This window comes from Rhodococcus pyridinivorans (assembly GCF_900105195.1).
In the GTDB taxonomy this organism is placed as follows: Bacteria; Actinomycetota; Actinomycetes; order Mycobacteriales; family Mycobacteriaceae; genus Rhodococcus; species Rhodococcus pyridinivorans.
In genome coordinates this window covers 3,660,066-3,681,866 of sequence record NZ_FNRX01000002.1, presented here as the reverse complement: position 1 = coordinate 3,681,866, position 21,801 = coordinate 3,660,066, and the positions used below count along the sequence as shown (strand labels likewise).

The following is a 21,801-nucleotide window of genomic DNA, read 5'->3' as shown; positions in this document are numbered from 1 at the left end:
GTCCCACGTTCCTCGCGCACGGGTTCCGCGGCGCCGGTATCCGATGCAGCAACAGCGTCGGATGCCGGCGCCGCAGTCGTCCCGGTCGTCGGTTGCGTATCCGGTTCGACGGGTTCGGTCGCCTCGTCGCCGCGGGAGAGTTCACCGCCCACAACGGGCCAGCCCGCAGCGACCAGCTGCTCACGGACGCGCTCGACGTCCTGCGGGTCCGGTTCCTCGTGGATCACCCCTGCCACGATCTTCCGCAGGGTGTCGTGGTCGACCTGCCGCTCCGGGTGCTCGGACGCGGTCGCCGCCGCCGTCTCGATCGCCTCGAGAAGTTCCTCGTCGGTGAGCCGACGCTCGAGCACGGCAAGCAACGCGAAGTGATCCTTGGCCGGGATCCCCTCGGGATATCCCGCACGCAACCAGTCCAGTACCACCCGTGGATTCCAACGCGCCATCGCCGCCTCCTCACTCACCGTCCCGCATCGGACCCTTCGAACCGAAGGGTCCGGCGGGAACCCCCTGTCAGGGCCACAGGGTTCCCGCCACGATAGCGAGGAACACCTGGTTCGCCCCGTCAGGGGAGCGACATGTCCCGCAGATACGCCGTGACCATGGCGGTGAGCTCGTCGGCCACGACGTCCCGATCCACCGGGGGACGGTCGAGAACACAGGAGACGGCCACGTTCTCGACCGTGCGCACGAAGATCCACGCGATCGCCTCCACAGGGCGGCTACCGCGTCCGCGGAGATGGAAACGCAGCGACATGGTCCTGACGAGATCGGCTCCCGGGCGCCGGTTGCTCGAACACCTCGGCGACCGTGCGGCACGCCGCGAACTGGCACCGAAGTTCGGTCCCGCGAAGCCGGACGTGGGTGCCCTGCAGGTATGACGAAAGCGGCCGCGGGAGGAGCATGGTGCTCCTCCCGCGGCCGCTTCGATCGGGAACTCGCGACGCGCGCCTACCGCGCAGTCAGCTCGCGTCGTGGGACGAGAGTTCGTCCCCTGCCCTGTCGTCCCCTACCCTGTCGTTCTCTGCCCTGTCCGTCTCCTCGAGGACCCAGCGCATCTCGACGACCGTGCCCTTCGGGCCGGCCGAGACCTGGACGTCGCTGGCCAGATTGCGGATCAGCGTCAGCCCGTGACCGCGTGAACGTCGGGCGTCGCTGTCGACGGCGTCGTGCCAGGAGCCGTGGTCGACGACCCGCACGACCACCTCACCCTCGTTGGGCAGATACGTCGCCTCGTAGTCGAGCGTGCCGTGCGCGTCGTCCGGCGCATAGGCGTGCTCGACGGCATTCGCGAGCGCTTCGTAGCTCGCGAGCAGTATGTCCTGTCGTTGGTCCTCGCTGAGGGGGAGCTTCGCCAGCCACCGCCTCGTGACGACCCGCAGGCCTGCAATCTCGGTCGGGTCGGCTCGTACACCCGACGAACGGATCTCGTCGGGAAAAAGCAAAGCTGACTCCTCGGGCGCAGACGACATGGCTCCTCGGTTCGTCGGGTACGGCGGTCTACTCGGAGACGCCTTCCGGCGAGTTACCGAGGCCGACGAGCGCGTCGTCGAGCTTCGGATGGATCGCCAGGACCTCTCCGAGGCCGAGGAGTTCGAGCGGGCGTGCCGTGGCGCTGCCATGTGCCACGACGGCGAAACCGGTGTTGTCGCCGGCTCGCTTGGACAACTCGACCAACAGAGCGATACCCATCGAAGCGAGGAAATCAACCCCGCTGAGGTCGACGATAAGTCCGGAGATGTCGGTGTCGAGGAGTGCAAGGGCTTCCTGCTCGAGGAGGGGGGCACTCGTCATGTCGACTTCGCCGTTGACGGACAGTACGGCCACGGAGCCGATACGGGTCGTGGAAACAGTCATATGCGGATGCGCGGTCATGGGATCGTTCACCTTGCCATCATGCAAGATCGTGCCGATAGATGCACATATCGGTCCGTCGGCCGAGGCCGCGACCCGCCGTGACCACCCTGTGACCATGCTGTCGCCGAGTCTGTAATGTTCCCTTTCGAGCAGGGAGGGAGGGGCGCCGAGTGGACATGCACCGAGCGCAGAGCGAGTCGGTCGAACCACCGTCGTTGCTCCTCATCGAGGACGATCCGGGCGACGCGCTCATCGTGGAGGAACTCGTCGTCGACAGTGCCCCCGAGATGACCGTCGTGTGGGTGCAGACACTTGCGCAGGCCCGCGACGAACTCGCCACGTCGGCTCCCGACTGCGTACTTCTCGACCTCCACCTGCCCGATGCGAGCGGCCTCGAAGCCGTCGCCCGCATCCAGGAAATCACCGATTCCGTCCCCATCGTCGTCCTCACCGGCCTCGCGGAGGAACAGACCGGCCTCGCCGCGCTGTCCGTCGGCGCCCAGGACTATCTCGTCAAGGGACGCGTCGAACCCGATCTGTTCGGCCGCGCCGTCCGCTACGCCATCCAGCGAAAGCAGACCGAGATCGCTGCGGCGGAACTCCAGGCGAGCCAGCTTCACGCGCAGGAGAACGCCCGACTCGAACGCGGCCTGCTCCCGTCCCCACTCCTGCGCGACGGGCAGGACTTCGACGTCGTCGCCCGTTACCGACCCGGCCGGTCGTCTGCTCTTCTCGGCGGCGACTTCTACGACGTCGTGCAGACCGGCGACGGCACCGTCCACGTCCTCATCGGCGACGTCTCCGGTCACGGCCCCGACGAGGCCGCCCTCGGCGTGGGCCTGCGCATCGCGTGGCGCACGCTCGTGCTCAGCGGGGTAGACGGTCCCCGCCGCTTGCACCAACTCGAGGAACTGCTCGTCGCCGAGCGCACGGAGAGTCGCTTCTTCGCGTCGATGACGAACCTCACGATGTGTGCCGACCACGGCACCGTCGAGGTCATGCGGGCCGGTCATCCCGGGCTGCTGCTCCGCCACCGCGGAACCATCGACTGGATCGAAGCGCCCGGTGGTCCCGCTCTCGGCCTGCTGCCGGGAGTGGCCACCTGGCCCGTCCACGAGTTGGATCTGCCCGAGGACGGCGCGATCGTGTTGTTCACCGACGGATTGTTCGAGGGTCATCGAGGCGACGGCCCGGAACGACTCGGTGAGGAAGGACTCCTCGAGCTCGCGCGCGAACGCGCCCATCTGCCGGCTGCCGAGTTCACCGACTCGCTGATCGACGGTGCCGAGAAACTCGCGGACAGTAGGGGAGGGCTGTCCGACGACGTGGCAGTCGTCCACGTGCAATGGAACAGGAAGTGATCATCACCGCATGACGAACAGCGACGCAACGGCGGAGACGGGGGACGTGCGTCGCCCTCCCTCTCGCAGGATGACGGTCCAGGCATGGTTCCTGCTCGTACTCGGCGTGATGGGTGTGTTGGTGGTCGTCGGCACCGTGGTCGGCAGCCACTTCCTCCGTGAGACGACCGAATACTCCAACTACGTGCGCGACCGGATCCAGCCCGCCCGCGTCGAGGCGTACCGGTTGCAATCGGCGCTGATCAACCAGGAGACGGGCGCGCGGGGCTACATCCTCGCCGCCGATCCGGATTTTCTCATGCCTTACGAAGAGGGGAGACGTGACGAGGAGGCCGCGGCCGCCGAGTTGCGAGCTCTCGTCGGCGACGAGGAGACGCTCATGGCGGACCTCGAAGCGATCGAAGCGCACGCGGCGGAATGGCGACGCGTGTATGCCGAACCTCTCATCTCCACGGTCGTACCGGGGGAGCCGCAGTTCGTCGACCCGGCCGTCGTCGCGGCCGGCCGGGACGCCTTCGACCGGATCCGGGCAGCGTTCGAGGTCCAGAACGCCGATCTCACGCAGGCCCGAGAGGACGGCATCGCGACTCTCGAGGACACCCGCACCACGCGCGACCGCATCCTTGCCGGCATGGTCGTGGTTTTCCTGCTCGCCGGCGTGGGCCTGGCAGTCCTGCTCCAGATGATCATGGTCCGTCCGATCCAGCGTCTGCGACAGGCATCGCGCAGCGTCGTCGCGGGCCAGAACTTCGAGCGCGAGATCGAGCCGCAGGGCCCCGCCGACATCTATGCGCTGGGTCGCGACGTCGAGGACATGCGCGAGCGGATCGTGCGCGAACTGCAGGTCGCGCACGAGCGTGAGGAGCAACTCGAGAACCAGACGACGGAACTGCGGCGCTCGAACTCCGAACTCGAACAGTTCGCCTACGTCGCCTCCCACGACCTGCAGGAGCCGCTGCGCAAGGTCGCGTCCTTCTGTCAGCTACTCGAGAAGCGTTACGGCGACAAGCTCGACGAACGCGGCACCCAGTACATCGCCTTCGCGGTCGACGGCGCGAAGCGTATGCAGGTGCTCATCAACGACCTGCTGACCTTCTCCCGCGTCGGACGCGTCAGCGACGCGCACGTCCGCACCGAACTGGATGTGACCCTCGACGCGGCTCTGACGAACATCTCCCAGGCGGTCGAGGAATCCGGGGCGGAGATCACCCGGCCCGAGTCCCTGCCGACGATCGTGGGCGATCCCACACTGATGATCATGTTGTGGCAGAACCTGATCGGCAACGCGATCAAATTCCGCCACGAGGACAGGCCCGTGGAGATCCGGGTCGACTGCGAGGAGATCGTCGACGGGGACGACGAGTTCTGGCGATTTTCCGTGCAGGACAACGGAATCGGTATCGCCGAAGAGTTCGCCGACAAGGTCTTCGTGATCTTCCAGAGGCTGCACGGCCGGGACGTCTACACCGGCACCGGCATCGGCCTGGCCATCTGCCGCAAGATCGTCGAATACCACGGTGGAGAGATCTGGCTCGACCCGCAGTATCGGGAAGGCAGTCGATTCTGCTTTACGATTCCCAAGGCAGGCGACGACATGTCTGCAACCGAAGTCGCTCTGAAAGGGGCATCTGCATGAGCGTTTCCGGGCGGCCGATCGACGTCCTCCTCGTCGAGGACGACCCCGGCGACGAATTGATGACGCGCGAAGCGTTCGAGGACAACAAGATCGGAAACACCCTTCACGTGGTCCGCGACGGCGAGGAGGCACTCGACTTCCTCTACCGGCGCGGAGAGTACGAGAGCGCCCCTCGGCCCGACCTGATCCTCCTCGACCTGAACCTGCCCAAGTACGACGGACGGCAGGTCCTCGAGCAGGTCAAGTCCGACACCGACCTCACCGACATCCCCGTCGTCGTCCTCACGACCTCGGCAGCGGAAGAGGACATCCTCCGCAGCTACAAGCTGCACGCCAACGCGTACGTGACGAAGCCGGTCGACCTCGATCAGTTCATCCACGCGGTGCGCCAGATCGACGAGTTCTTCGTGCAGGTGGTGCGCCTGCCGCGACGCTGAGCGCGCTCGTTCGCAACGAAATCGGGCGGATCCTTCGAGAGGATCCGCCCGATTCGTGTTCGTGGAGGTTACCGGCTCAGACGCCGAAGTCGGCCTTCACCTGCTGGGTGCGCTTGTGCTCGACGAAGAAGGACAGGAACGGGATGGTGCCCGCCAGGAGCGTCCACACCGTCCGGGCGATCGGCCAGCGCACCTTGATCGACAGGTCGAAGGTGAGGACCAGGTACACCGCGTACACCCAGCCGTGCACGATCGCGATCCAGGCCGGCACGTTCTCGACACCGATGATGTACTTGGCGACCATCTCACCGGTGAGGATCAGCAGCCAGATACCGGTCGCGTAGGCGAGCACGCGGTAACGCAGCAGAGCCGACCGGATCTTCTTGCGGTCGGCCTCACTGACGACGCGCGGCGTGGTGGCCTGGCCGGACGCCTGCTCGGGGGTCGTGCTCACTGAGCGCTCCTATCGGACCTGCGCGCGAGCTGCGCGAGGTACTCGTTGTACTCGTTGATCTGTTGTGCGTCGGGATCCGCGGCCTCCTGCTCGCGTGCCTCAGCGAGCGTGCGCGGACGGGTGGGAAGAAGATCCTCGGGAATCTCGGTGGGCTCGTCCGGCTCGGAGGGGCGTCGTCCGCCGGTGCTCTCGGCTTCCTGCTCCTCGGCCTCGAGGCGGACGAAGCGCCGGTAGGCGTAGACGCAGAAGAAGGCGAAGGCCGGCCACTGGAGGGCGTAGCCGAGATTCTGGTAGGTGCCGCCGACCGCTTCGAACCGGACCCACTGCCAGTAACCGAGGCCGAGGCATCCGGCCGCGGCCACCAGGACCAGGATGATCAGGGCCAACCGGCGGGGAGGGCGATGCTCGGACACGCCCTCGACGGTACCCGAACGGTGCACCGACCTGCCAAGACCGGTCGGTGCACCGTGGGTGAGGTCACGTGGTGCGCGAGGGGGGACTCGAACCCCCACGTCCTATGGACACTGCGATCTAAACGCAGCGCGGCTGCCTATTACGCCACTCGCGCGGACCTCCGCAGAATACGTCATCGCAGTCGCTCGTGGGCGATCCGGGCCTGCACGTTTCGTCCTGCCCAGGTGGGCGTCTGACTGTGGCAGTTCGGACACAGGAATCGGACGTTTTCCGGCCGGGAATCGTGCGAGTTTCCATCAATATGATCGACGTGGAAGGTTATCGGTTCCCCACGCCACATCGGCTCGATCCCGCATCCCTCGCACTTGTGGGGACGTCCCGACTCGACGAGTGCGCGACGCAACCGTTTCGGGGACTGTCGATTGGATCCGACCGGCTTGAGGGTGAGGACTTCGGTCCAGGCGAGCCGGTTGCGCGGAGGTCGGCCTTTCTGGTGTGCCTGCCCGGTGAAGTGGGACGTGTCGATGCCGAACTTTCGTATCCGGCGACTGATGTGCGCATGCGCGCCCCCGGTTGCTTGTATCCCGAGATATCGCAGCACCCCCGCCACGCTGACAGACTCCGCTACAGCCTCTTCGAGTATTTCCCGTGTGTACTTCATCCCTGCCCCCATCGAATGTCTGTTCGATCCGGCCGAAGGCTAACCGCGGGCGCCGACACGTTTTCGATCTTGCGATGCACGATCCGCGACGCCCGTCAATAGGTAACGATTTGATAACGAAAAACGTGAGGGATTCCTCGGGTTCGTGGACGTCCACGCATCGACGCAGCCAGGAGCGATTCGGGTTACCGACCAGTTACCTTCGAGGAAGCATGTGAGCGAAATCACTGGTGGGAGAGGTGCCGGGCAAACTGCGGGAAACAAAACATGAGGAACCCCTCATGATTTTGTGCGAACCTGGGCGTGCCCGAACAGCGGACCACTAGTCCAGCAGCACACCGGCGCGCAGCGCTGACACACGAAGCCTCGACGCCGGGGTGTTCAGGAGAGGAACCACACGCGTGACGATCGACGAGACCACACCAGGCGACAACGGACGGAACTCGAAGGCATCACGACGCACCACCGATCGGTCCACGGCAGCCGCTCCGGCCCGTGCCCTGGTCGACAAGCTCCTCGCGGGTGAGCCCTACGCGCTCGCCTTCGGCGGCCAGGGCGCTCCCTGGCTCACCTCGCTCGAGGAGCTCAGCCGCGACAACGGACTCGAACCGGTCCTCACCGACCTGGTCAACCGCGCCACCGCGCACCTCGCCCCGGTCGCGGGCGACCTCGTCGTGGTCCGCCCGACGGGCTTCGACCCCGTCGCGTGGATCCTCGAGGCCGAACTCGCCGACGAGGACGACGCGCCCGCCGGCCCCTCCGAAGCAGCTCTCACCTCTGCCGCCGTGTCGCTGCCCGGCGTCTTCCTCACCCAGGTCGCCGCGCTGCGCGCGCTCGCGAACCAGGGCCTCGACGTCGACTCCGTCGCACCGAGCGCGGTTATCGGCCACTCGCAGGGCGTCCTCGCCGTCGAGTCCGTCGCCGCCGCCGGCCGCAAGGACGCCGAAATCCTCGCGATCGCCCAGCTCATCGGTGCCGCCGCGACCCTCGTCGGTCGCCGCCGCGGCCTGATCTCCGGCGCCGGCAAGTACCCGATGCTCGCCGTCGCCAACGTCGACCCCGAGCGCCTGCGCGCGATCGTCGCCGAGGTCTTCGAGGGCCAGGACCCCGAGCGCAGCGCCGTCGTCGCGATCCGCAACGCCCGTCGTCGCGTCGTGCTGTCGGGCCCGCCCGCCGCTCTCGAGCGCGTGCAGCAACGCTGCGAGCAGATCTCCGCCGCGGAGATCCGTGAGCGCGAGGCCAAGAAGCGCGGTGGCGCCGTGTTCTCCCCGACCTTCGAGCCCGTCGCGGCCGAGGTCGGCTTCCATCACCCCGCCTTCGCGGATGCCGTGGAGCAGGTCGCCGACTGGGCCGCCCGCTGCGAGCTCGACTCCGAGCTCGCGCGCAGCCTGGCGCAGGCCATCCTCGTCGCCCCGATCGACTGGGTCGAGCAGGTCGACTCCGCCGTCGCGTCCGGTGCCTCGTGGATCCTCGACCTCGGTCCGGGCGAGCTCCTCACCCGCATGACCAGCTCGGGCCTGCGCGGTCAGGGCGTCGGCATCATCGCCGCCGCGACCCGCGGCGGTCAGCGCAATCTCCTCACCCCGGGCGCCGAGCCCGAGGTTCCGCGTGCCTGGTCGGAGTTCGCTCCGAAGCCGGTCGCGCTGCCCGACGGCCGCATCGCCGTCGAGACGGCCTTCACCCGCCTGACGGGCCGCTCGCCGATCCTGCTCGCAGGCATGACCCCCACGACCGTCGATCCGAAGATCGTCGCCGCGGCCGCGAACGCCGGTCACTGGGCCGAGCTCGCCGGTGGCGGTCAGGTCACCGAGCAGATCTTCGCCGACCACGTCGCCGAGCTCACCGAGCTGCTCGAGCCGGGCCGCGCCGTCCAGTTCAACTCGATGTTCCTGGACCCCTACCTGTGGAAGCTGCACGTGGGCGGCAAGCGCCTCGTACCCAAGGCCCGCGCGGCCGGTGCGCCCTTCGACGGTGTCGTCGTCACCGCCGGTATCCCGGAGCTCGACGAGGCCGTGCAGATCATCTCCGACCTGCGTGAGGCCGGCATCGAGCACGTCGCCTTCAAGCCGGGCACGGTGGCGCAGATCCGTTCGGTGATCCGTATCGCCAACGAGGTCCCGGACTATCCGGTCATCGCCCACATCGAGGGCGGCCGCGCCGGTGGTCACCATTCGTGGGAGGACCTCGACGATCTGCTCCTCGACACCTACGCCGAGCTGCGCACGCGCCCGAACTTGGTGCTGTGCGTCGGCGGTGGGATCGGCACGCCGGAGAAGGCTGCCGAGTACCTGACCGGTCGCTGGTCGACCGTCTACGGTTTCCCGGCGATGCCGCTCGACGGCATCCTCGTCGGTACCGCCGCGATGGCGACCCTCGAGGCCACCACGGCTCCCGAGGTCAAGCAGCTGCTCGTCGACACCCCCGGCACTCCCGACTGGGTTGCCGCCGGCACCGCGACCGGCGGTATGGCCTCCGGTCGCAGCCAGCTCGGCGCCGACATCCACGAGATCGACAACGCCGCTTCGCGCACGGGCCGCCTCCTCGACGAGGTCGCCGGTGATGCCGACGCCGTGGCCGCGCGCCGAGCCGAGATCGTCGATGCGCTGAACGGAACGGCGAAGCCGTACTTCGGCGACCTCGACACCATGACCTACCTGCAGTGGCTCGAGCGCTACCTCGAGCTGGCGGTCGGCGCGGACAACGGTGCCGAGTTCGACTGCGGCACCGATCTGGCGGACGTCCTCGCCGAGGCGCACACCAGCCCGTGGCTGGACGTGTCGTGGCGTGAGCGTTTCCGCGACATGCTGCAGCGCGCCGAGGCCCGCCTGCATCCCGTCTGCCGGGGCCCGATCCCGACGTTGTTCGACGACGACGCGGTGCTCGAGCGCCCGTACGCCGCGATCAAGTCGCTGCTCGCGCAGTATCCCGACGCGGGTGACGTCGTGCTGCATCCCGCCGACGTGCCGTTCTTCGTGTCGCTGTGCCGCACCCCCGGCAAGCCCGTCAACTTCGTTCCGGTCGTCGACCAGGACGTGCGTCGCTGGTGGCGTTCGGATTCGCTGTGGCAGGCCCACGATCCGCGTTACTCCGCCGACCAGGTGTGCGTGATCCCCGGCACCGTCGCCGTAGCCGGCATCACCCGTGTCGACGAGCCGGTCGGTGAACTCCTCGACCGTTTCGAGAAGGCCACGGCCGACGAGCTCGTCGCCGAGGGCGCGGAGCCGGTGGAGCTCGCCGCGCGTCGTCACCGCGACATCGCGCCGGGTCTGCTCGACGCCGTGCTGTCCTCGCCGGACGTCTCGTGGGCGGGTCGCCAGACCCGCAACCCGATCCACCGTCTCGGTGATCTGGACGAGTGGACCGTCGAGTCGGAGACCGCTGCTTCGCACGCCCCGACGGGTGCGACCCTGACGATCCTCGACGACGAGCACGTCGGCCTGCGGGTTCCGCTGGTGCGCGACAAGGCCGTCGAGATCCGCCTGACCGTGCCCGCCTCGGTCGTCTCCGGTGGCGCGCCTGTCGTCACCGAGGCCGACGCCGATGCGTCGATGTCCGCTCTGCTCGGTGTCGCCGCCGGTCAGGAACTGCCCGAGGTCAGGAAGGGCGCTGCCCGTATCACTCTCGGCTGGCTGCCGGAGAAGATCGCCGACCACGCCGGTGTCACCGGTTCGGGCCTGCCCGCCACCCTGACGCCGAGCGGCAATGGTGTGCCCGATGTGCTCGTGGGTGCCTGCTGGCCGGCCGTCTTCGCCGCGCTGGGCGCCGCCCGCACCGAGACCGACCTGTCGGTCATCGAGGGCATGCTCGACCTGGTCCACCTGGACCACGCGATCGACGTCAAGAACGGTCTGCCGACCGATCCCGCCTTCCTGGGCGTCAAGGCCGAGGTCACCGGTGTCTCCGACACCGACCTGGGTCGCGTCGTCGAGGTCGACGTGGTCATCACCGCCGACAGCGGTGACGGCTCGGGCGACCGGGTGGTCGCCACCCTGGCCGAGCGGTTCGCGATCCGCGGCCGCACCGGCACCGCCGATCTCGCCGATCCGGTTCGCGCCGGTGGCGCTCTCACCGAGGCCGTCACCGACACGCCGCGTCGTCGCCGCCGCGATGCCGTGATCGTCGCGCCGACCGACATGAGCGCCTTCGCGAAGGTCTCCGGCGACCACAACCCGATCCACACCTCCGACAACGCCGCGCTGCTCGCTGGTCTCGGAAGCCCGATCGTCCACGGCATGTGGCTGTCGGCTGCGGCCCAGCAGGTCGTCACCGCGATCGAGCAGGACGCGAAGCTGCCGGTCCGTCGCCTGACGGCATGGACCACTCGCTTCCTGGGCATGGTCCGTCCGGGCGCGAAGATCGACGTGCGCGTCGACCGCATCGCCACCGACGGTGGTGCCGAGGTCGTCGAGGTCGGCTGCCGCGTCGACGGTGATCTGGTGATGGTCGCGACCGGCCGTATCGCCGCGCCGAAGACCGTCTACGCGTTCCCGGGCCAGGGCATCCAGCGTCCCGGCATGGGCCTCGACGCCCGTGCCCGCTCGAAGGCCGCCCGCGAGATCTGGGAGCGCGCCGACAAGCACACCCGCGAGGCGCTCGGCTTCTCGATCCTGGCAGTGGTCCGCGACAACCCGACGGTCCTCAAGGCCCGCGGTGTCACCCACAAGCACCCCGACGGCGTGCTGCACCTGACCCAGTTCACGCAGGTCGCGATGGCGACCCTCGGGGTCGCGCAGATCGCTGAGCTCGAGGAGGCCGGTGCGTTCGTCGACGACGCCTTCCTGGCCGGTCACTCGGTGGGCGAGTACAACGCGCTCGCCGCGGTCGCCGGTGTGCTGCCGCTCGAGGCCGTCCTCGAGGTGGTCTTCCAGCGTGGCTCCGCGATGCACGCTCTCGTGCCGCGCGACGAGCACGGCCGCTCGAACTACCGCATGGCCGCGATCCGGCCGTCGCAGTTCGGTGTGGACGACGCGGATTTGCAAGCCTTCGTCGCCGGTGTCGCCGAGGAGACCGGGGAATTCCTGGAGATCGTCAACCTCAACCTGCGCGGTTCGCAGTACGCGATCGCCGGTACGGTCGCCGGCCTCGAAGCCCTCGAGTCCGTGATCGAGCGCAAGGTCGCCGAGTTCGGTGGCAAGCGCGCGTTCATCCTCGTCCCGGGCATCGATGTGCCGTTCCACTCGACCGTGCTGCGCGGCGGTGTCGACGACTTCCGTGAACGTCTGCTCGCCCTGCTGCCGCAGGAGATCGACCCGAACATCCTCATCGGCCGGTACATCCCGAACCTCGTGCCCAAGCCGTTCAACCTGGGTCGCGAGTTCATCCAGGAGATCGCCGACCTGGTGCCGTCGCAGCCGCTCGCCGACGTCCTCGCGGATTTCGACAGCTGGTCGGCCAAGCCGGTCGAGCTCACCCGCGTGGTGCTCGCCGAGTTGCTGGCATGGCAGTTCGCGTCGCCGGTGCGCTGGATCGAGACGCAGGACCTGCTGTTCGCCGACGAGACCGACGGTGGTCTCGGTGTCGAGCGGTTCGTCGAGGTAGGCCTCGGTGGCGCGCCCACCGTCGCGAACCTCGCGTCGCAGACGCTGAAGCTGCCCGGTCGTTTCGGTCAGCCCGTCGAGGTGCTCAACATCGAGCGCGAGGCGTCGATCGTGTACTCGACCGACACCGATCCCGCTCCGGTCGAGGACGACGAGCCGGTTGCACCGGCTGCCGAGTCCGCTCCCGCCGCTGCTGCGGCCCCGACACCCGCCGCGGCTCCCGCTGCGCCGGCCGGTGGCCCGACCCCGGACGACATCGCGTTCAAGGCCGCCGACGCCACCAAGGTGCTCATCGCCCTGTGGACGAAGCTGCGCCCGGATCAGATCGGCCCCGCCGACACGATCGAGGCGCTGTGCGACGGCGTGTCCTCGCGTCGCAACCAGCTGCTCGTCGACCTCGGTTCCGAGCTCTCGCTCGGCGCGATCGACGGTGCCGCCGACGCCGACATGGGTGCCCTCGCCGGCACGGTCGACCGTCTCGCCCGCACCTACCGCCCCTTCGGCCCGGTGCTGTCGGACTCGATCAACGATCACCTGCGCAAGGTGTTCGGTCCGTCGGGCAAGCGTCCCGCCTACGTCGCCGACCGCGTCGCCAAGGTGTGGGGTCTGGGTGAGGGCTGGGCGTCGCACGTCATCGCCGAAGCTGCTCTCGGCAGCCGCGACGGTTCGTCCGTCCGCGGCGGCGACCTGGGGGGCCTGACCGATGGTGCCCTCGCGGATGCCGCTTCGGTCGACAAGCTGATCGACGCCGCCGTGCAGTCGGTGGCCTCGCGTCGCGGAATCGCCGTGTCGATGCCGTCCGCCGGTGGCGGCGGGGGAGCGACGGTCGACGCCGCTGCCCTCGGCGAGTTCGCCGAGCAGATCACCGGCCGCGACGGGGTTCTCGCCAGTGCCGCACGTCTCGTGCTCGAGCAGCTCGGCCACACCGAGCAGGTCTCGGGCCTGGCCGACAAGGCCGACGACGAACTCGTCGACCTGGTCTCCGCGGAGCTCGGCTCCGACTGGCCGCGTCTGGTCGCTCCGGCCTTCGACGAGCGCAAGGCCGTCCTGATCGACGACCGCTGGGCCACCGCCCGTGAGGACCTGGCCCGCGTCTGGCTCGGGGAAGGGGCGAGCGGAGCGACGGGGGATTCGAACAGCTTCGACGTCGAACGCTTCATCGGTGCGGGTCGGACCGTGGCTGCGCACGCCGAGTTCTGGGGCCGCAAGGCCACCGAGGCCGGCCGTACGGAGCTCGCGCAGACCTACGCGGCGATCGCCGAGACCGCCGTCGTCACCGAGGGTGCCGAGTACGCGGACGAGGTCGCCGTGGTCACCGGCGCCAGCAAGGGCGGTATCGGCGCAGCCGTCGCCGCGAAGCTGCTCGCCGGCGGTGCGACGGTCGTCGTCACCACGTCCTCGCTGAACGACAGCCGCCTGGGCTTCTACAAGGAGCTGTACGCACGCAACGCTCGTGCCGGCGCCGCGCTGTGGGTGGTTCCCGCGAACATGGCGTCCTACAGCGACGTCGACGCCCTGATCGAGTGGATCGGCACCGAGACCGTGGAGGTCGCGGGTGGTGCGAAGAAGCTCATCAAGGACGCGCTCACCCCGACGCTGCTCTTCCCGTTCGCCGCGCCGCGCGTGGCGGGCTCGCTCGCCGACGCCGGTGCGCGGGCCGAGATGGAGATGCGGGTGCTGCTGTGGTCGGTCGAGCGACTGATCGCCGGACTGTCGAAGATCGGGTACGACCGCGACGTCGACACCCACCTGCACGTCGTGCTGCCCGGTTCGCCGAACCGCGGCAAGTTCGGTGGCGACGGTGCCTACGGTGAGGCCAAGGCCGCACTCGACGCGGTCATCAACCGCTGGAGCGCCGAGCGCACCTGGGCCGAGCGCGTCACCCTCGCCCACGCCCTCATCGGCTGGGTGCGCGGCACGGGCCTGATGGGCGGCAACGACCCGCTGGTCGAGGCTGTCGAGGCTGCCGGTGTCCGCACCTGGTCGACGGACGAGATGGCCGACGAGCTGCTGAAGCTGGTCGGACCGGAGGCCACGCGTCTCGCTGCCGAGGCTCCGCTCGTCGCGGACCTGACCGGTGGACTGTCCGAGGTGGACGTCGACCTGCCGGCGCTCGCGAAGCAGGCGCAGGAGGCGGCCGACGCCGTCGAGGCCGACGAGGACGGCACCGCGACCATCGCGGCGCTGCCCGAGCCTCCGCGCGCCGAGGAGCTGCCGACCCCCGAGTGGGGCACGGTCACCGCCGACCTCGCCGACACGGTCGTCATCGTCGGTGCCGGCGAGCTCGGCCCCTACGGCTCCGCTCGCACCCGCTTCGAGATGGAGGTCGACGAGGAACTGTCGGCCGCCGGTGTGCTCGAGCTGGCGTGGGTCACGGGCCTGATCGGCTGGGAGAACGATCCCAAGCCGGGCTTCTACGACACCGAGACCGGTGAGCTGGTGCCCGAGGCGGAGATTGCCGACCGCTACCACGACGCGGTGGTCGAGCGTTGCGGCATCCGCCGCTACGGCGACGACGGTGCGATGATCGACAACACGGCTCCGCTGCTGACCTCGGTCTTCCTCGACAAGGACCTGTCCTTCGTCGTCGGTTCCGAGGCCGAGGCCCGCGCGTTTGTCGACTCCGATCCGGAGAACACGGTCGCGTCGGTCGACGCCGAGTCGGGCGACTGGACGGTCACCCGCAAGGCAGGCACCGAGATCCGCGTGCCGCGCAAGGCGAAGCTGACCCGCACGGTCGGTGGCCAGATCCCGACCGGCTTCGACGTCACCAAGTGGGGCATCCCCGCCGACATGGCGGACTCGGTGGACCGGGTGGGTCTGTGGAACATCGTCACCACGGTCGATGCCTTCCTCACCGGTGGCTTCACCCCGTCCGAGCTGCTGCGCTGGGTACACCCGTCGATGGTCGCCAACACGCAGGGCACCGGCATGGGTGGCATGTCCTCGATGCGGTCGCTGTACATCGACACGCTGCTCGGCGAGTCGCGGGCGAACGACATCCTGCAGGAGGCCCTGCCGAACGTCATCGCCGCGCACGTCGTCCAGTCGTACGTCGGCGGCTACGGCGCGATGGTGCACCCGGTCGCGGCGTGCGCCACGGCTGCGGTCTCCGTCGAGGAGGGCGTGGACAAGATCAAGCTCGGCAAGGCCGATCTGGTCGTCGCCGGTGGTTTCGACGATCTCGGTATCGAGGGCATCGTCGGCTTCGGTGACATGTCCGCGACCGCCAAGTCGGAGGACATGCAGGCCAAGGGCATCAGCGATCGTCGCTTCTCCCGCGCCAACGACCGTCGTCGCGGTGGATTCGTCGAGTCGGCCGGTGGCGGCACGATCCTGCTCGCCCGCGGCGATGTCGCGCTCGAGATGGGCCTGCCGGTGCTCGGTGTGGTCGCCTGGGCCGGATCGTTCGCCGACGGTGTGCACACCTCGATCCCGGCGCCCGGCATCGGTGCGCTCGGTGCGGGTCGCGGTGGACGCGAGTCGGGTCTCGCGAAGGAACTGCGCAAGCTCGGTCTCACGGCCGACGACATCGCGGTGATCTCCAAGCACGACACCTCGACCGCCGCGAACGACCCGAACGAGGCCGAGCTGCACGAGCGTCTGGCCGGTGCGCTGGGCCGCAGCGAGGGCAACCCGATGTTCGTGGTCTCGCAGAAGTCGCTGACCGGTCACGCCAAGGGTGGCGCCGCCGCCTTCCAGCTGATCGGCCTGTGCCAGGTCCTCGCGCAGGGTGTGGTTCCGCCGAACCGCAGCCTCGACTGTGTCGACGAGAAGATGGCGGAGTTCGAGCACCTGGTGTGGCCGCGCACGCCGATCCGGTTCGGCGAGCAGCTCCCGCTCAAGGCGGGTCTGCTCACGAGCCTCGGCTTCGGGCACGTGTCGGGTCTGATCGCGGTGGTCCATCCGCAGGCGTTCGTCGAGGCGATCCCGGCGGAGCGCCGGGAGGTCTACCTGGCGAAGGCGGCCGAGCGCACCGTCGCCGGCAAGCGTCGCCTGGTGGACGCGATGACCGGTGGAGCGTCGCTCTACCAGCGGCCCGCGGATCGTCGTCTCGGTGACGATCACGTGCCGGCTTCGGCCACGCGTCAGCTCGAGGCGGACATGCTGCTCTCGCCGGAGGCTCGCCTCGGTGAGGACGACGTGTACCGCTCCGGTCTGCCCGGCTGCAAGTAGGCACGGGTCTCGGGATGGGAGTTGCGGGTGTCGGGTTCGACCTCGTGTCGGTGCCGGAGTTCGCGGAACAGCTGGGTCGGACGGGAACGACGATGCTGGCGAACTTCACACCGGGTGAGCGTCGCGACGCGAACACCCGCAGCTCCGATCCCGCCCGGCACTTCGCCGCCCGGTGGGCGGCGAAGGAGGCGGTGATCAAGGCGTGGTCGGCGTCGCTGTTCGGCAGCCCACCGGTGCTACCGGAGACGATCCATCAGCAGATCGAAGTGGTCTCGGACGCGTGGGGTCGCCCGAGCATCCGGCTGCACCGGCAGGTCGCCGAGAAGCTGACCGGCGTCCGGATCCATGTGTCGTTGACCCACGACGGTGACATGGCCGGCGCGTTCGTCGTCCTCGATGAGGTCGACGGCCGGCGTACGTAGATGTGGGGACTCAGGCCGAGGGGGCGCTGGCTTCCTCGGCCTGATCCGTTTCGGTGTCCTGCCGGCCGGCCTGTCCGCGTGCGGATTCCTCGCGTTCCTCGCGGCGTTGGCGTCGCTTGGCCTGAGCGCGTGAGTCCTGTTCGGCGATCTGCAGGTAGGCGACCATGATGCGCTTGAGTTCGACGACGGCGTCGGCGTGGGTCTGGTCGTCCTGCACCGAGAAGTTGAGCATCGAGTACACGATGTGGACGAGCACTTCGGCCATGAGCTTCCGGCGCGGTCGCGGGGTGTCCGGGGTGAGCGGTGCCAGCATCCGCGCGACCTGCTCGGCGAACTCGCGTTCGTGGATGGCGCCGGTGGCCCGGGTGGACGGGGTGGACTGCATCGCGAGCCACACCTCGCGGCGGGACGGATCGGTGGTCCACAGTCCGGCGAGGTGGTCGACGAAGCTGTTGAGGAAGCGCAACCAGTCGACGGACGGGATCTTGCCGTTGAACTGGGCGAGTTCGCTCTGGACGCCGACGAGGTCCTGCCGGTTGAGCTCGCACACGATCACGTACTTGTTGGCGAAGAACTGGTAGAGCGTGCCGATGGGGACGTCGGCGCGGGACGCGACCTCCTCACAGGTGAACGACTCGAAGCCGACCTCGGTGAGCAGTTCACGCGAGGCGGCCAACAGGGCGTCGAACTTGCGGCGGCTCCGTTCCTGGGTGGGCCGCCGACGCGGCACGAGCTCCTGGGGCTCGGCCTGAACCTCGAGCGCCGGATCGATCCGGCGCGGGGCGCGGCGGCCGTTCGTTGCTGACTCCACGCGCCCAGGCTAGCCGGACGTCCGTGCTTTCCCGAATACTTGTTGTGAGTCAGAGTGTCACAAACCGGGCAGCCACAGGTCAGCGTGCGGTCCGCTGTCGGAACAGTGCTGTGGCGGCGACCAGGCCGATTGCGGTGAACGCCGCGCACCACCCGATCGCGACGATCGCGGACGACCCGATCCCGGTGCCGGTGAGCAGTCCCCGGACGGTCTCGATCACCGGGGTGACCGGTTGGTGTTCGGCGAAACCGCGCAGCCATCCGGGCATCGTCTCGGGCGGGACGAACGCGCTGCTCACGTAGGGGAGGAAGAGCAGGAGGAAGGTGAACCCGCTCGCGGCCTCGTCATTGCCCGCGAGCATCCCGAGCGCGGCCGAGACGGCGGAGATCGCCAGGACGAACAACGCGATGACACCGGTGGCGGCCACCCATTCGACGAGGTGGGCGTCGGGCCGGAATCCCATGAGTGCGGCCACCACGAACACCACGACGGTGCTGGCGAGATTGCGGACCAGACTCGCGACGACGTGCGCGGTGAGCACGGCGGAGCGGGCGATGGGCATGGACCTGAACCGGTCGACGATGCCGCGGTGCATGTCGGAGGCGACCGCGACGGCCGTCTGTGCCGCCCCGAAGGACGCCGACAACAGCACGATGCCGGGCACGACGTAGTTGAGATAGTCGGTGCCGGTGTCGATCGCGCCACCGAAGACGTAGACGAACAACACGAGCAGCAGGACCGGCAGCGCGAGACCCATCAGCAGCGCGTCGGGGCTGCGGAGCATCCGCCGCAGGTTCCTGCCGGTCACGGCGGCGTGGTCGCGCGAAGCGAAGCGGAGCGGGGTGGGGTGCGCGAGGAGTGTCATCGGACGACCTTTGTTTCGTCGGTGGAGCCGGTGAGGGTGAGGAAGACGTCGTCGAGGGTGGGGGAGTGCAGCCCGAACTTCTCGACGGGGACCGCCTCGGCGGCGAGGCGGTCGAGCAGGGCGGCGACGTGGGGCAGATCGCCCTTGGTGTGGACCTGCAGTGTCAGTGCTGCCCGGTCGATCTCGCCGTCGAGCACCGACGCGGCATGGGTGAGGTCGGCGTCGGTGGAGAAGCGCAGTTCGAGATAGCCGCCGCGCACAAGCGACTTGAGTTCGTCGGGTGTGCCCTCGGCGACGATCCGCCCGCCGTCGAGGACGGCGATGCGGTCGGCGAGTCGGTCGGCTTCCTCGAGGTATTGGGTGGTCAGGAAGATGGTGACGCCGTCGTCGGCGAGTTCGCGGATCGCCTCCCACATCACGAGGCGGCTGCGCGGGTCGAGCCCGGTCGTGGGTTCGTCGAGGAACAACACCTGCGGGGACGCGACGAGACTCATGGCGATGTCGAGGCGTCGCATCGTGCCGCCGGAGTACGTGCCGGCGCGCCGGTCGGCGACGTGCGCGAAGTCGAAACGTTCGATCAGGTCACGGACGCGACCGGGAATCGCGGCCGACGGCAGGTGCGCGAGGCGCGCTGCGAGACGGAGGTTCTCCGTGCCGGTGAGGACGTCGTCGATCGCGGCGTACTGGCCGGTGAGTGCGATGTTCTCGCGCACGGCGTGGGCGCGGCCGGGGAGTGGCAGGCCGGCCACGGTGACGGTGCCCGCGTCGGGGCGCAACAGGGTGGTCAGGATGCGGACGGTGGTGGACTTGCCGGCGCCGTTCGCGCCGAGCAGTGCGAAGACGGATCCGGTGTCGACCCGGAGGTCGACGCCGTCGAGAACGGTGGTCGGGCCGAACGACTTGCGTAGGCCCCGGACGTCGATGGCGGGAACGGAACGAGTCATGACATCTCACTAACTGTGTATGCAATATACCGATGTGTATAGCGTACGCAGTTTTAGGATGGCGGCAAGACCCGAAATCTGGAGGAGCATGAGCAGTCCCGAGCCCGACGATCCGCTGCCGCAGAGTGTGCAGCTGGCATGGGGATTGAGCGATACCGGCACCCGGGGCCCGCGACGGGGACTCACGCTCGAACAAGTCCTCGATGCGGCGATCGAGGTGGCGGGCGCCGAAGGGCTCGAAGCGCTCTCGATGAGCCGGGTGGCCAAGCAACTGGGTTTCACCACCATGTCGCTGTACCGCTACGTGAGCAACAAGGACCAGCTCGTCGAACTCGCGTGGGACCGCGCCATCGGGTCGCCCCCCGAGCTACCGGTCGGAGGCGACTGGCGGGAACGGCTCGAGGCATGGGCGATGGCCGAGTACCGGAGTCTGCGCGCGCACAAGTGGCTGACGCAGTACCCGATCCGCACGGCGCCGTACTATCCCAACAACCTGCTCTGGCTCGACGCGGGACTCGGCGCGCTGTCCGCCACCCCACTCGACGAACCTGCGAAGGTGCAGGTGGTGATGATGATCTCGCTCTACGCCATCGGTCGCGCACGCTTCTCGTGGGAACTCGGAACCGATGTCGCGGACGACCCGTCCGACACCCCGGCGATGCTGCGGCGCATCCTCGATCCCGAGAAGTACCCCTCGGTGCTGGCGGCGGTCGAGGGCGGCGCGTTCGACCCCGACGGGAGCGACGCCGACGACGAGGCAGTATGGCACGAGCAGGACTTCCGTTTCGGTCTCGAACGATTGCTGGACGGAATCGACGTACTCATCCGACGTGCGGAGGACGGATCATGACAGCGACAGACACCGACGCGACGCAGCGCATCCGCGAGCGGATCCGGGAGGCGATGCCGGCTGCGCGCGACGATCTCGCGCGGCTCGTCGCGTTCCGTTCCGTCGCGGATCCGCGCCAGTTCCCGGTGGAGGAATGCGTCGGTGCAGCGAACTGGGTGCGGGATGCCTTCACCGAGGCGGGAATCGAGAGCGTCGAGACGATCGAAACCGCCGACGGCTCGCTCGCCGTACTCGGACATACGCCCGCCCCCGACGGCGCCCCGACGGTTCTGCTCTACAGCCACTACGACGTTCAGCCGCCCGGCGACGAATCACTCTGGCGCAGCGAGCCCTTCACGCTCACCGAACGGGACGGCCGCTGGTACGGCCGCGGCGCCGCCGACTGCAAGGGCAACGTCGTTATGCACCTGCTCGCACTGCGGGCGCTGTGTGCGGACGGCCCACTGCCCGTCGGTGTCCGCATCGTCGTCGAGGGCTCGGAGGAGATGGGCGGCGCCGGCCTCGACCACCTCGTCGCCGAACGACCCGAGATGTTCGACGCCGATCTCATCGTCATCGGCGACAGCGGCAACGCCGAGGTGGGCCGGCCCACCCTCACCACGACGCTGCGGGGCATCGCGAACGTCGACGTCCACATCGAGACGCTGAAGGGCGAGATCCACTCCGGGATGTACGGGGGAGCGGCCCCCGACGCGCTGGCCGCGCTGATCCATCTGCTCGGCACCCTGCGCGACGAGCACGGCAACACCGTCGTCGACGGACTGGACTGCACCGCGACCTGGGACGGTGTGCCCTATCCCGAAGACCGTTTCCGCGCCGACGCGGGCGTGCTCGACGGTGTCTCGCTCCCCACCTCCGGAACCGTCGCCGACGCGGTGTGGGCGCGACCGGCACTGACCGTCCTCGGGATCGACGCTCCGCCGATGGTCGGATCGGCCGCCGCGGTCGTGCCACGCGCGTCCGCACGCCTGAACCTGCGCGTGCCGCCCGGCATCGACGCCCGCACCGCCCAGGACGCGCTCGTTGCCCATCTCGAGGCCCACGTGCCGTGGGGAGCGCATCTGCGCATCGACCGCGACGTCCTCGGCGAACCCTTCCGGGCGGCGACGGACGGTCCGGGTTACGCCGCACTGCGCGCGGCGCTCGAGACCGCCTACGGCCGGGAGGTCGGGACCGCCGGGCAGGGCGGATCGATCCCGCTGTGCACCGCGCTGCACCGCGCCGTGCCGCGGGCCGAGATCGCCCTGATCGGCGTCGAGGAACCGCGCTGCGTCATCCACGCGCCGAACGAGAGCGTCGACCCCACCGAGATCGAGAATCTCGCCGTAGCCGAGGCGCTGCTGCTGACCTCGCTGGCGCCGCGGTAACGCTGCCGGCCG

At 68.9% G+C, this 21,801-nt stretch carries 17 protein-coding genes, 1 tRNA gene and 1 pseudogene; 8 read left to right on the top strand and 11 right to left on the bottom strand.

Annotated elements, in window-relative coordinates; all coding sequences use genetic code 11:
• Positions 1 to 152: 152 nt before the first annotated feature.
• Together BLV31_RS25940 and BLV31_RS17475 are read right to left on the bottom strand one after the other, a co-directional pair.
• Positions 153 to 443: pseudogene (locus BLV31_RS25940) on the bottom strand (DUF3349 domain-containing protein); the annotation flags it as partial.
• Between the two features lie 119 nt (positions 444 to 562).
• Positions 563 to 754, bottom strand: coding sequence for a hypothetical protein (locus BLV31_RS17475; protein WP_019288989.1), 192 nt, complete (start codon positions 752 to 754; stop codon positions 563 to 565).
• Between BLV31_RS17475 and BLV31_RS25730 the strand changes: the two genes are divergently transcribed.
• A complete protein-coding gene (locus BLV31_RS25730; protein WP_019288990.1) occupies positions 753 to 878 on the top strand; it encodes a hypothetical protein in 126 nt (41 codons plus the stop codon). The two genes, BLV31_RS17475 and BLV31_RS25730, sit on opposite strands and share 2 nt — an antisense overlap.
• Before the next feature lie 81 nt (positions 879 to 959).
• On the opposite strand, the gene BLV31_RS17470 is transcribed toward BLV31_RS25730, so the two are convergent.
• Together BLV31_RS17470 and BLV31_RS17465 are read right to left on the bottom strand one after the other, a co-directional pair.
• Positions 960 to 1,442, bottom strand: a complete 483-nt coding sequence (locus BLV31_RS17470) for an ATP-binding protein (RefSeq protein WP_024100519.1) — start codon at positions 1,440 to 1,442, stop codon at positions 960 to 962.
• A 55-nt stretch (positions 1,443 to 1,497) separates the two neighbouring features.
• Positions 1,498 to 1,872, bottom strand: coding sequence for an STAS domain-containing protein (locus BLV31_RS17465; protein ID WP_006554748.1), 375 nt, complete (start codon positions 1,870 to 1,872; stop codon positions 1,498 to 1,500).
• Positions 1,873 to 2,030: 158 nt separating this feature from the next.
• Here BLV31_RS17465 and BLV31_RS17460 point away from each other — a divergent pair, with 158 nt between their 5' ends.
• The 3 genes from BLV31_RS17460 (at position 2,031) to BLV31_RS17450 (ending at position 5,288) form a co-directional block, all read left to right on the top strand.
• Positions 2,031 to 3,215: a PP2C family protein-serine/threonine phosphatase gene (locus BLV31_RS17460; protein ID WP_232333466.1), complete on the top strand. Its 1,185-nt coding sequence runs from the start codon at positions 2,031 to 2,033 to the stop codon at positions 3,213 to 3,215.
• A 70-nt stretch (positions 3,216 to 3,285) separates the two neighbouring features.
• Positions 3,286 to 4,851 (top strand): sensor histidine kinase, encoded by a 1,566-nt coding sequence (locus BLV31_RS17455; protein WP_033096429.1) that lies wholly within the window; start codon positions 3,286 to 3,288, stop codon positions 4,849 to 4,851.
• Positions 4,848 to 5,288 (top strand): response regulator, encoded by a 441-nt coding sequence (locus BLV31_RS17450; protein WP_006554751.1) that lies wholly within the window; start codon positions 4,848 to 4,850, stop codon positions 5,286 to 5,288. The genes BLV31_RS17455 and BLV31_RS17450 overlap by 4 nt, the downstream gene beginning before the upstream one ends.
• Positions 5,289 to 5,364: 76 nt before the next feature.
• Here BLV31_RS17450 and BLV31_RS17445 read toward each other — a convergent pair whose 3' ends face one another.
• The 4 genes from BLV31_RS17445 to BLV31_RS25935 all read right to left on the bottom strand — a co-directional run bounded on the left by BLV31_RS17445 (position 5,365) and on the right by BLV31_RS25935 (position 6,496).
• A complete protein-coding gene (locus BLV31_RS17445) occupies positions 5,365 to 5,742 on the bottom strand; it encodes a DUF3817 domain-containing protein (protein WP_006554752.1) in 378 nt (125 codons plus the stop codon).
• Positions 5,739 to 6,155, bottom strand: coding sequence for a hypothetical protein (locus tag BLV31_RS17440; protein WP_024100522.1), 417 nt, complete (start codon positions 6,153 to 6,155; stop codon positions 5,739 to 5,741). The genes BLV31_RS17445 and BLV31_RS17440 overlap by 4 nt, the downstream gene beginning before the upstream one ends.
• A 69-nt stretch (positions 6,156 to 6,224) precedes the next feature.
• A tRNA-Leu gene (locus BLV31_RS17435) sits at positions 6,225 to 6,310 on the bottom strand.
• A gap of 18 nt (positions 6,311 to 6,328) precedes the next feature.
• A complete protein-coding gene (locus BLV31_RS25935) occupies positions 6,329 to 6,496 on the bottom strand; it encodes an HNH endonuclease signature motif containing protein (protein WP_307718227.1) in 168 nt (55 codons plus the stop codon).
• A 722-nt stretch (positions 6,497 to 7,218) separates the two neighbouring features.
• Between BLV31_RS25935 and BLV31_RS17425 the strand changes: the two genes are divergently transcribed.
• Positions 7,219 to 16,530 carry a type I polyketide synthase gene (locus BLV31_RS17425; protein WP_072740506.1) on the top strand — a complete coding sequence of 3,104 codons (9,312 nt, stop codon included), beginning with the start codon at positions 7,219 to 7,221 and terminating at the stop codon, positions 16,528 to 16,530.
• A gap of 14 nt (positions 16,531 to 16,544) precedes the next feature.
• Positions 16,545 to 16,952 (top strand): holo-ACP synthase AcpS, encoded by a 408-nt coding sequence (gene acpS / locus BLV31_RS17420; protein WP_006554757.1) that lies wholly within the window; start codon positions 16,545 to 16,547, stop codon positions 16,950 to 16,952.
• A 10-nt stretch (positions 16,953 to 16,962) separates the two neighbouring features.
• Here the strand turns inward: acpS and BLV31_RS17415 are convergent, their stop codons facing one another.
• The 3 genes from BLV31_RS17415 to BLV31_RS17405 all read right to left on the bottom strand — a co-directional run bounded on the left by BLV31_RS17415 (position 16,963) and on the right by BLV31_RS17405 (position 19,572).
• Positions 16,963 to 17,763 carry a TetR family transcriptional regulator gene (locus BLV31_RS17415; RefSeq protein WP_006554758.1) on the bottom strand — a complete coding sequence of 267 codons (801 nt, stop codon included), beginning with the start codon at positions 17,761 to 17,763 and terminating at the stop codon, positions 16,963 to 16,965.
• Positions 17,764 to 17,842: 79 nt separating this feature from the next.
• A complete protein-coding gene (locus tag BLV31_RS17410; RefSeq protein WP_064060687.1) occupies positions 17,843 to 18,628 on the bottom strand; it encodes an ABC transporter permease in 786 nt (261 codons plus the stop codon).
• Positions 18,625 to 19,572, bottom strand: a complete 948-nt coding sequence (locus BLV31_RS17405) for an ATP-binding cassette domain-containing protein (protein WP_019288999.1) — start codon at positions 19,570 to 19,572, stop codon at positions 18,625 to 18,627. The genes BLV31_RS17410 and BLV31_RS17405 overlap by 4 nt, the downstream gene beginning before the upstream one ends.
• Positions 19,573 to 19,660: 88 nt before the next feature.
• Here BLV31_RS17405 and BLV31_RS17400 point away from each other — a divergent pair, with 88 nt between their 5' ends.
• The gene (locus tag BLV31_RS17400) at positions 19,661 to 20,422 is read left to right on the top strand and encodes a TetR/AcrR family transcriptional regulator (RefSeq protein WP_019289000.1); all 762 of its coding nucleotides are present in this window, start codon (positions 19,661 to 19,663) and stop codon (positions 20,420 to 20,422) included.
• Positions 20,419 to 21,789: a dipeptidase gene (locus BLV31_RS17395; protein WP_064060688.1), complete on the top strand. Its 1,371-nt coding sequence runs from the start codon at positions 20,419 to 20,421 to the stop codon at positions 21,787 to 21,789. Before BLV31_RS17400 ends, BLV31_RS17395 begins: the two co-directional genes overlap by 4 nt.
• The last annotated feature ends 12 nt before the right edge of the window (positions 21,790 to 21,801 follow it).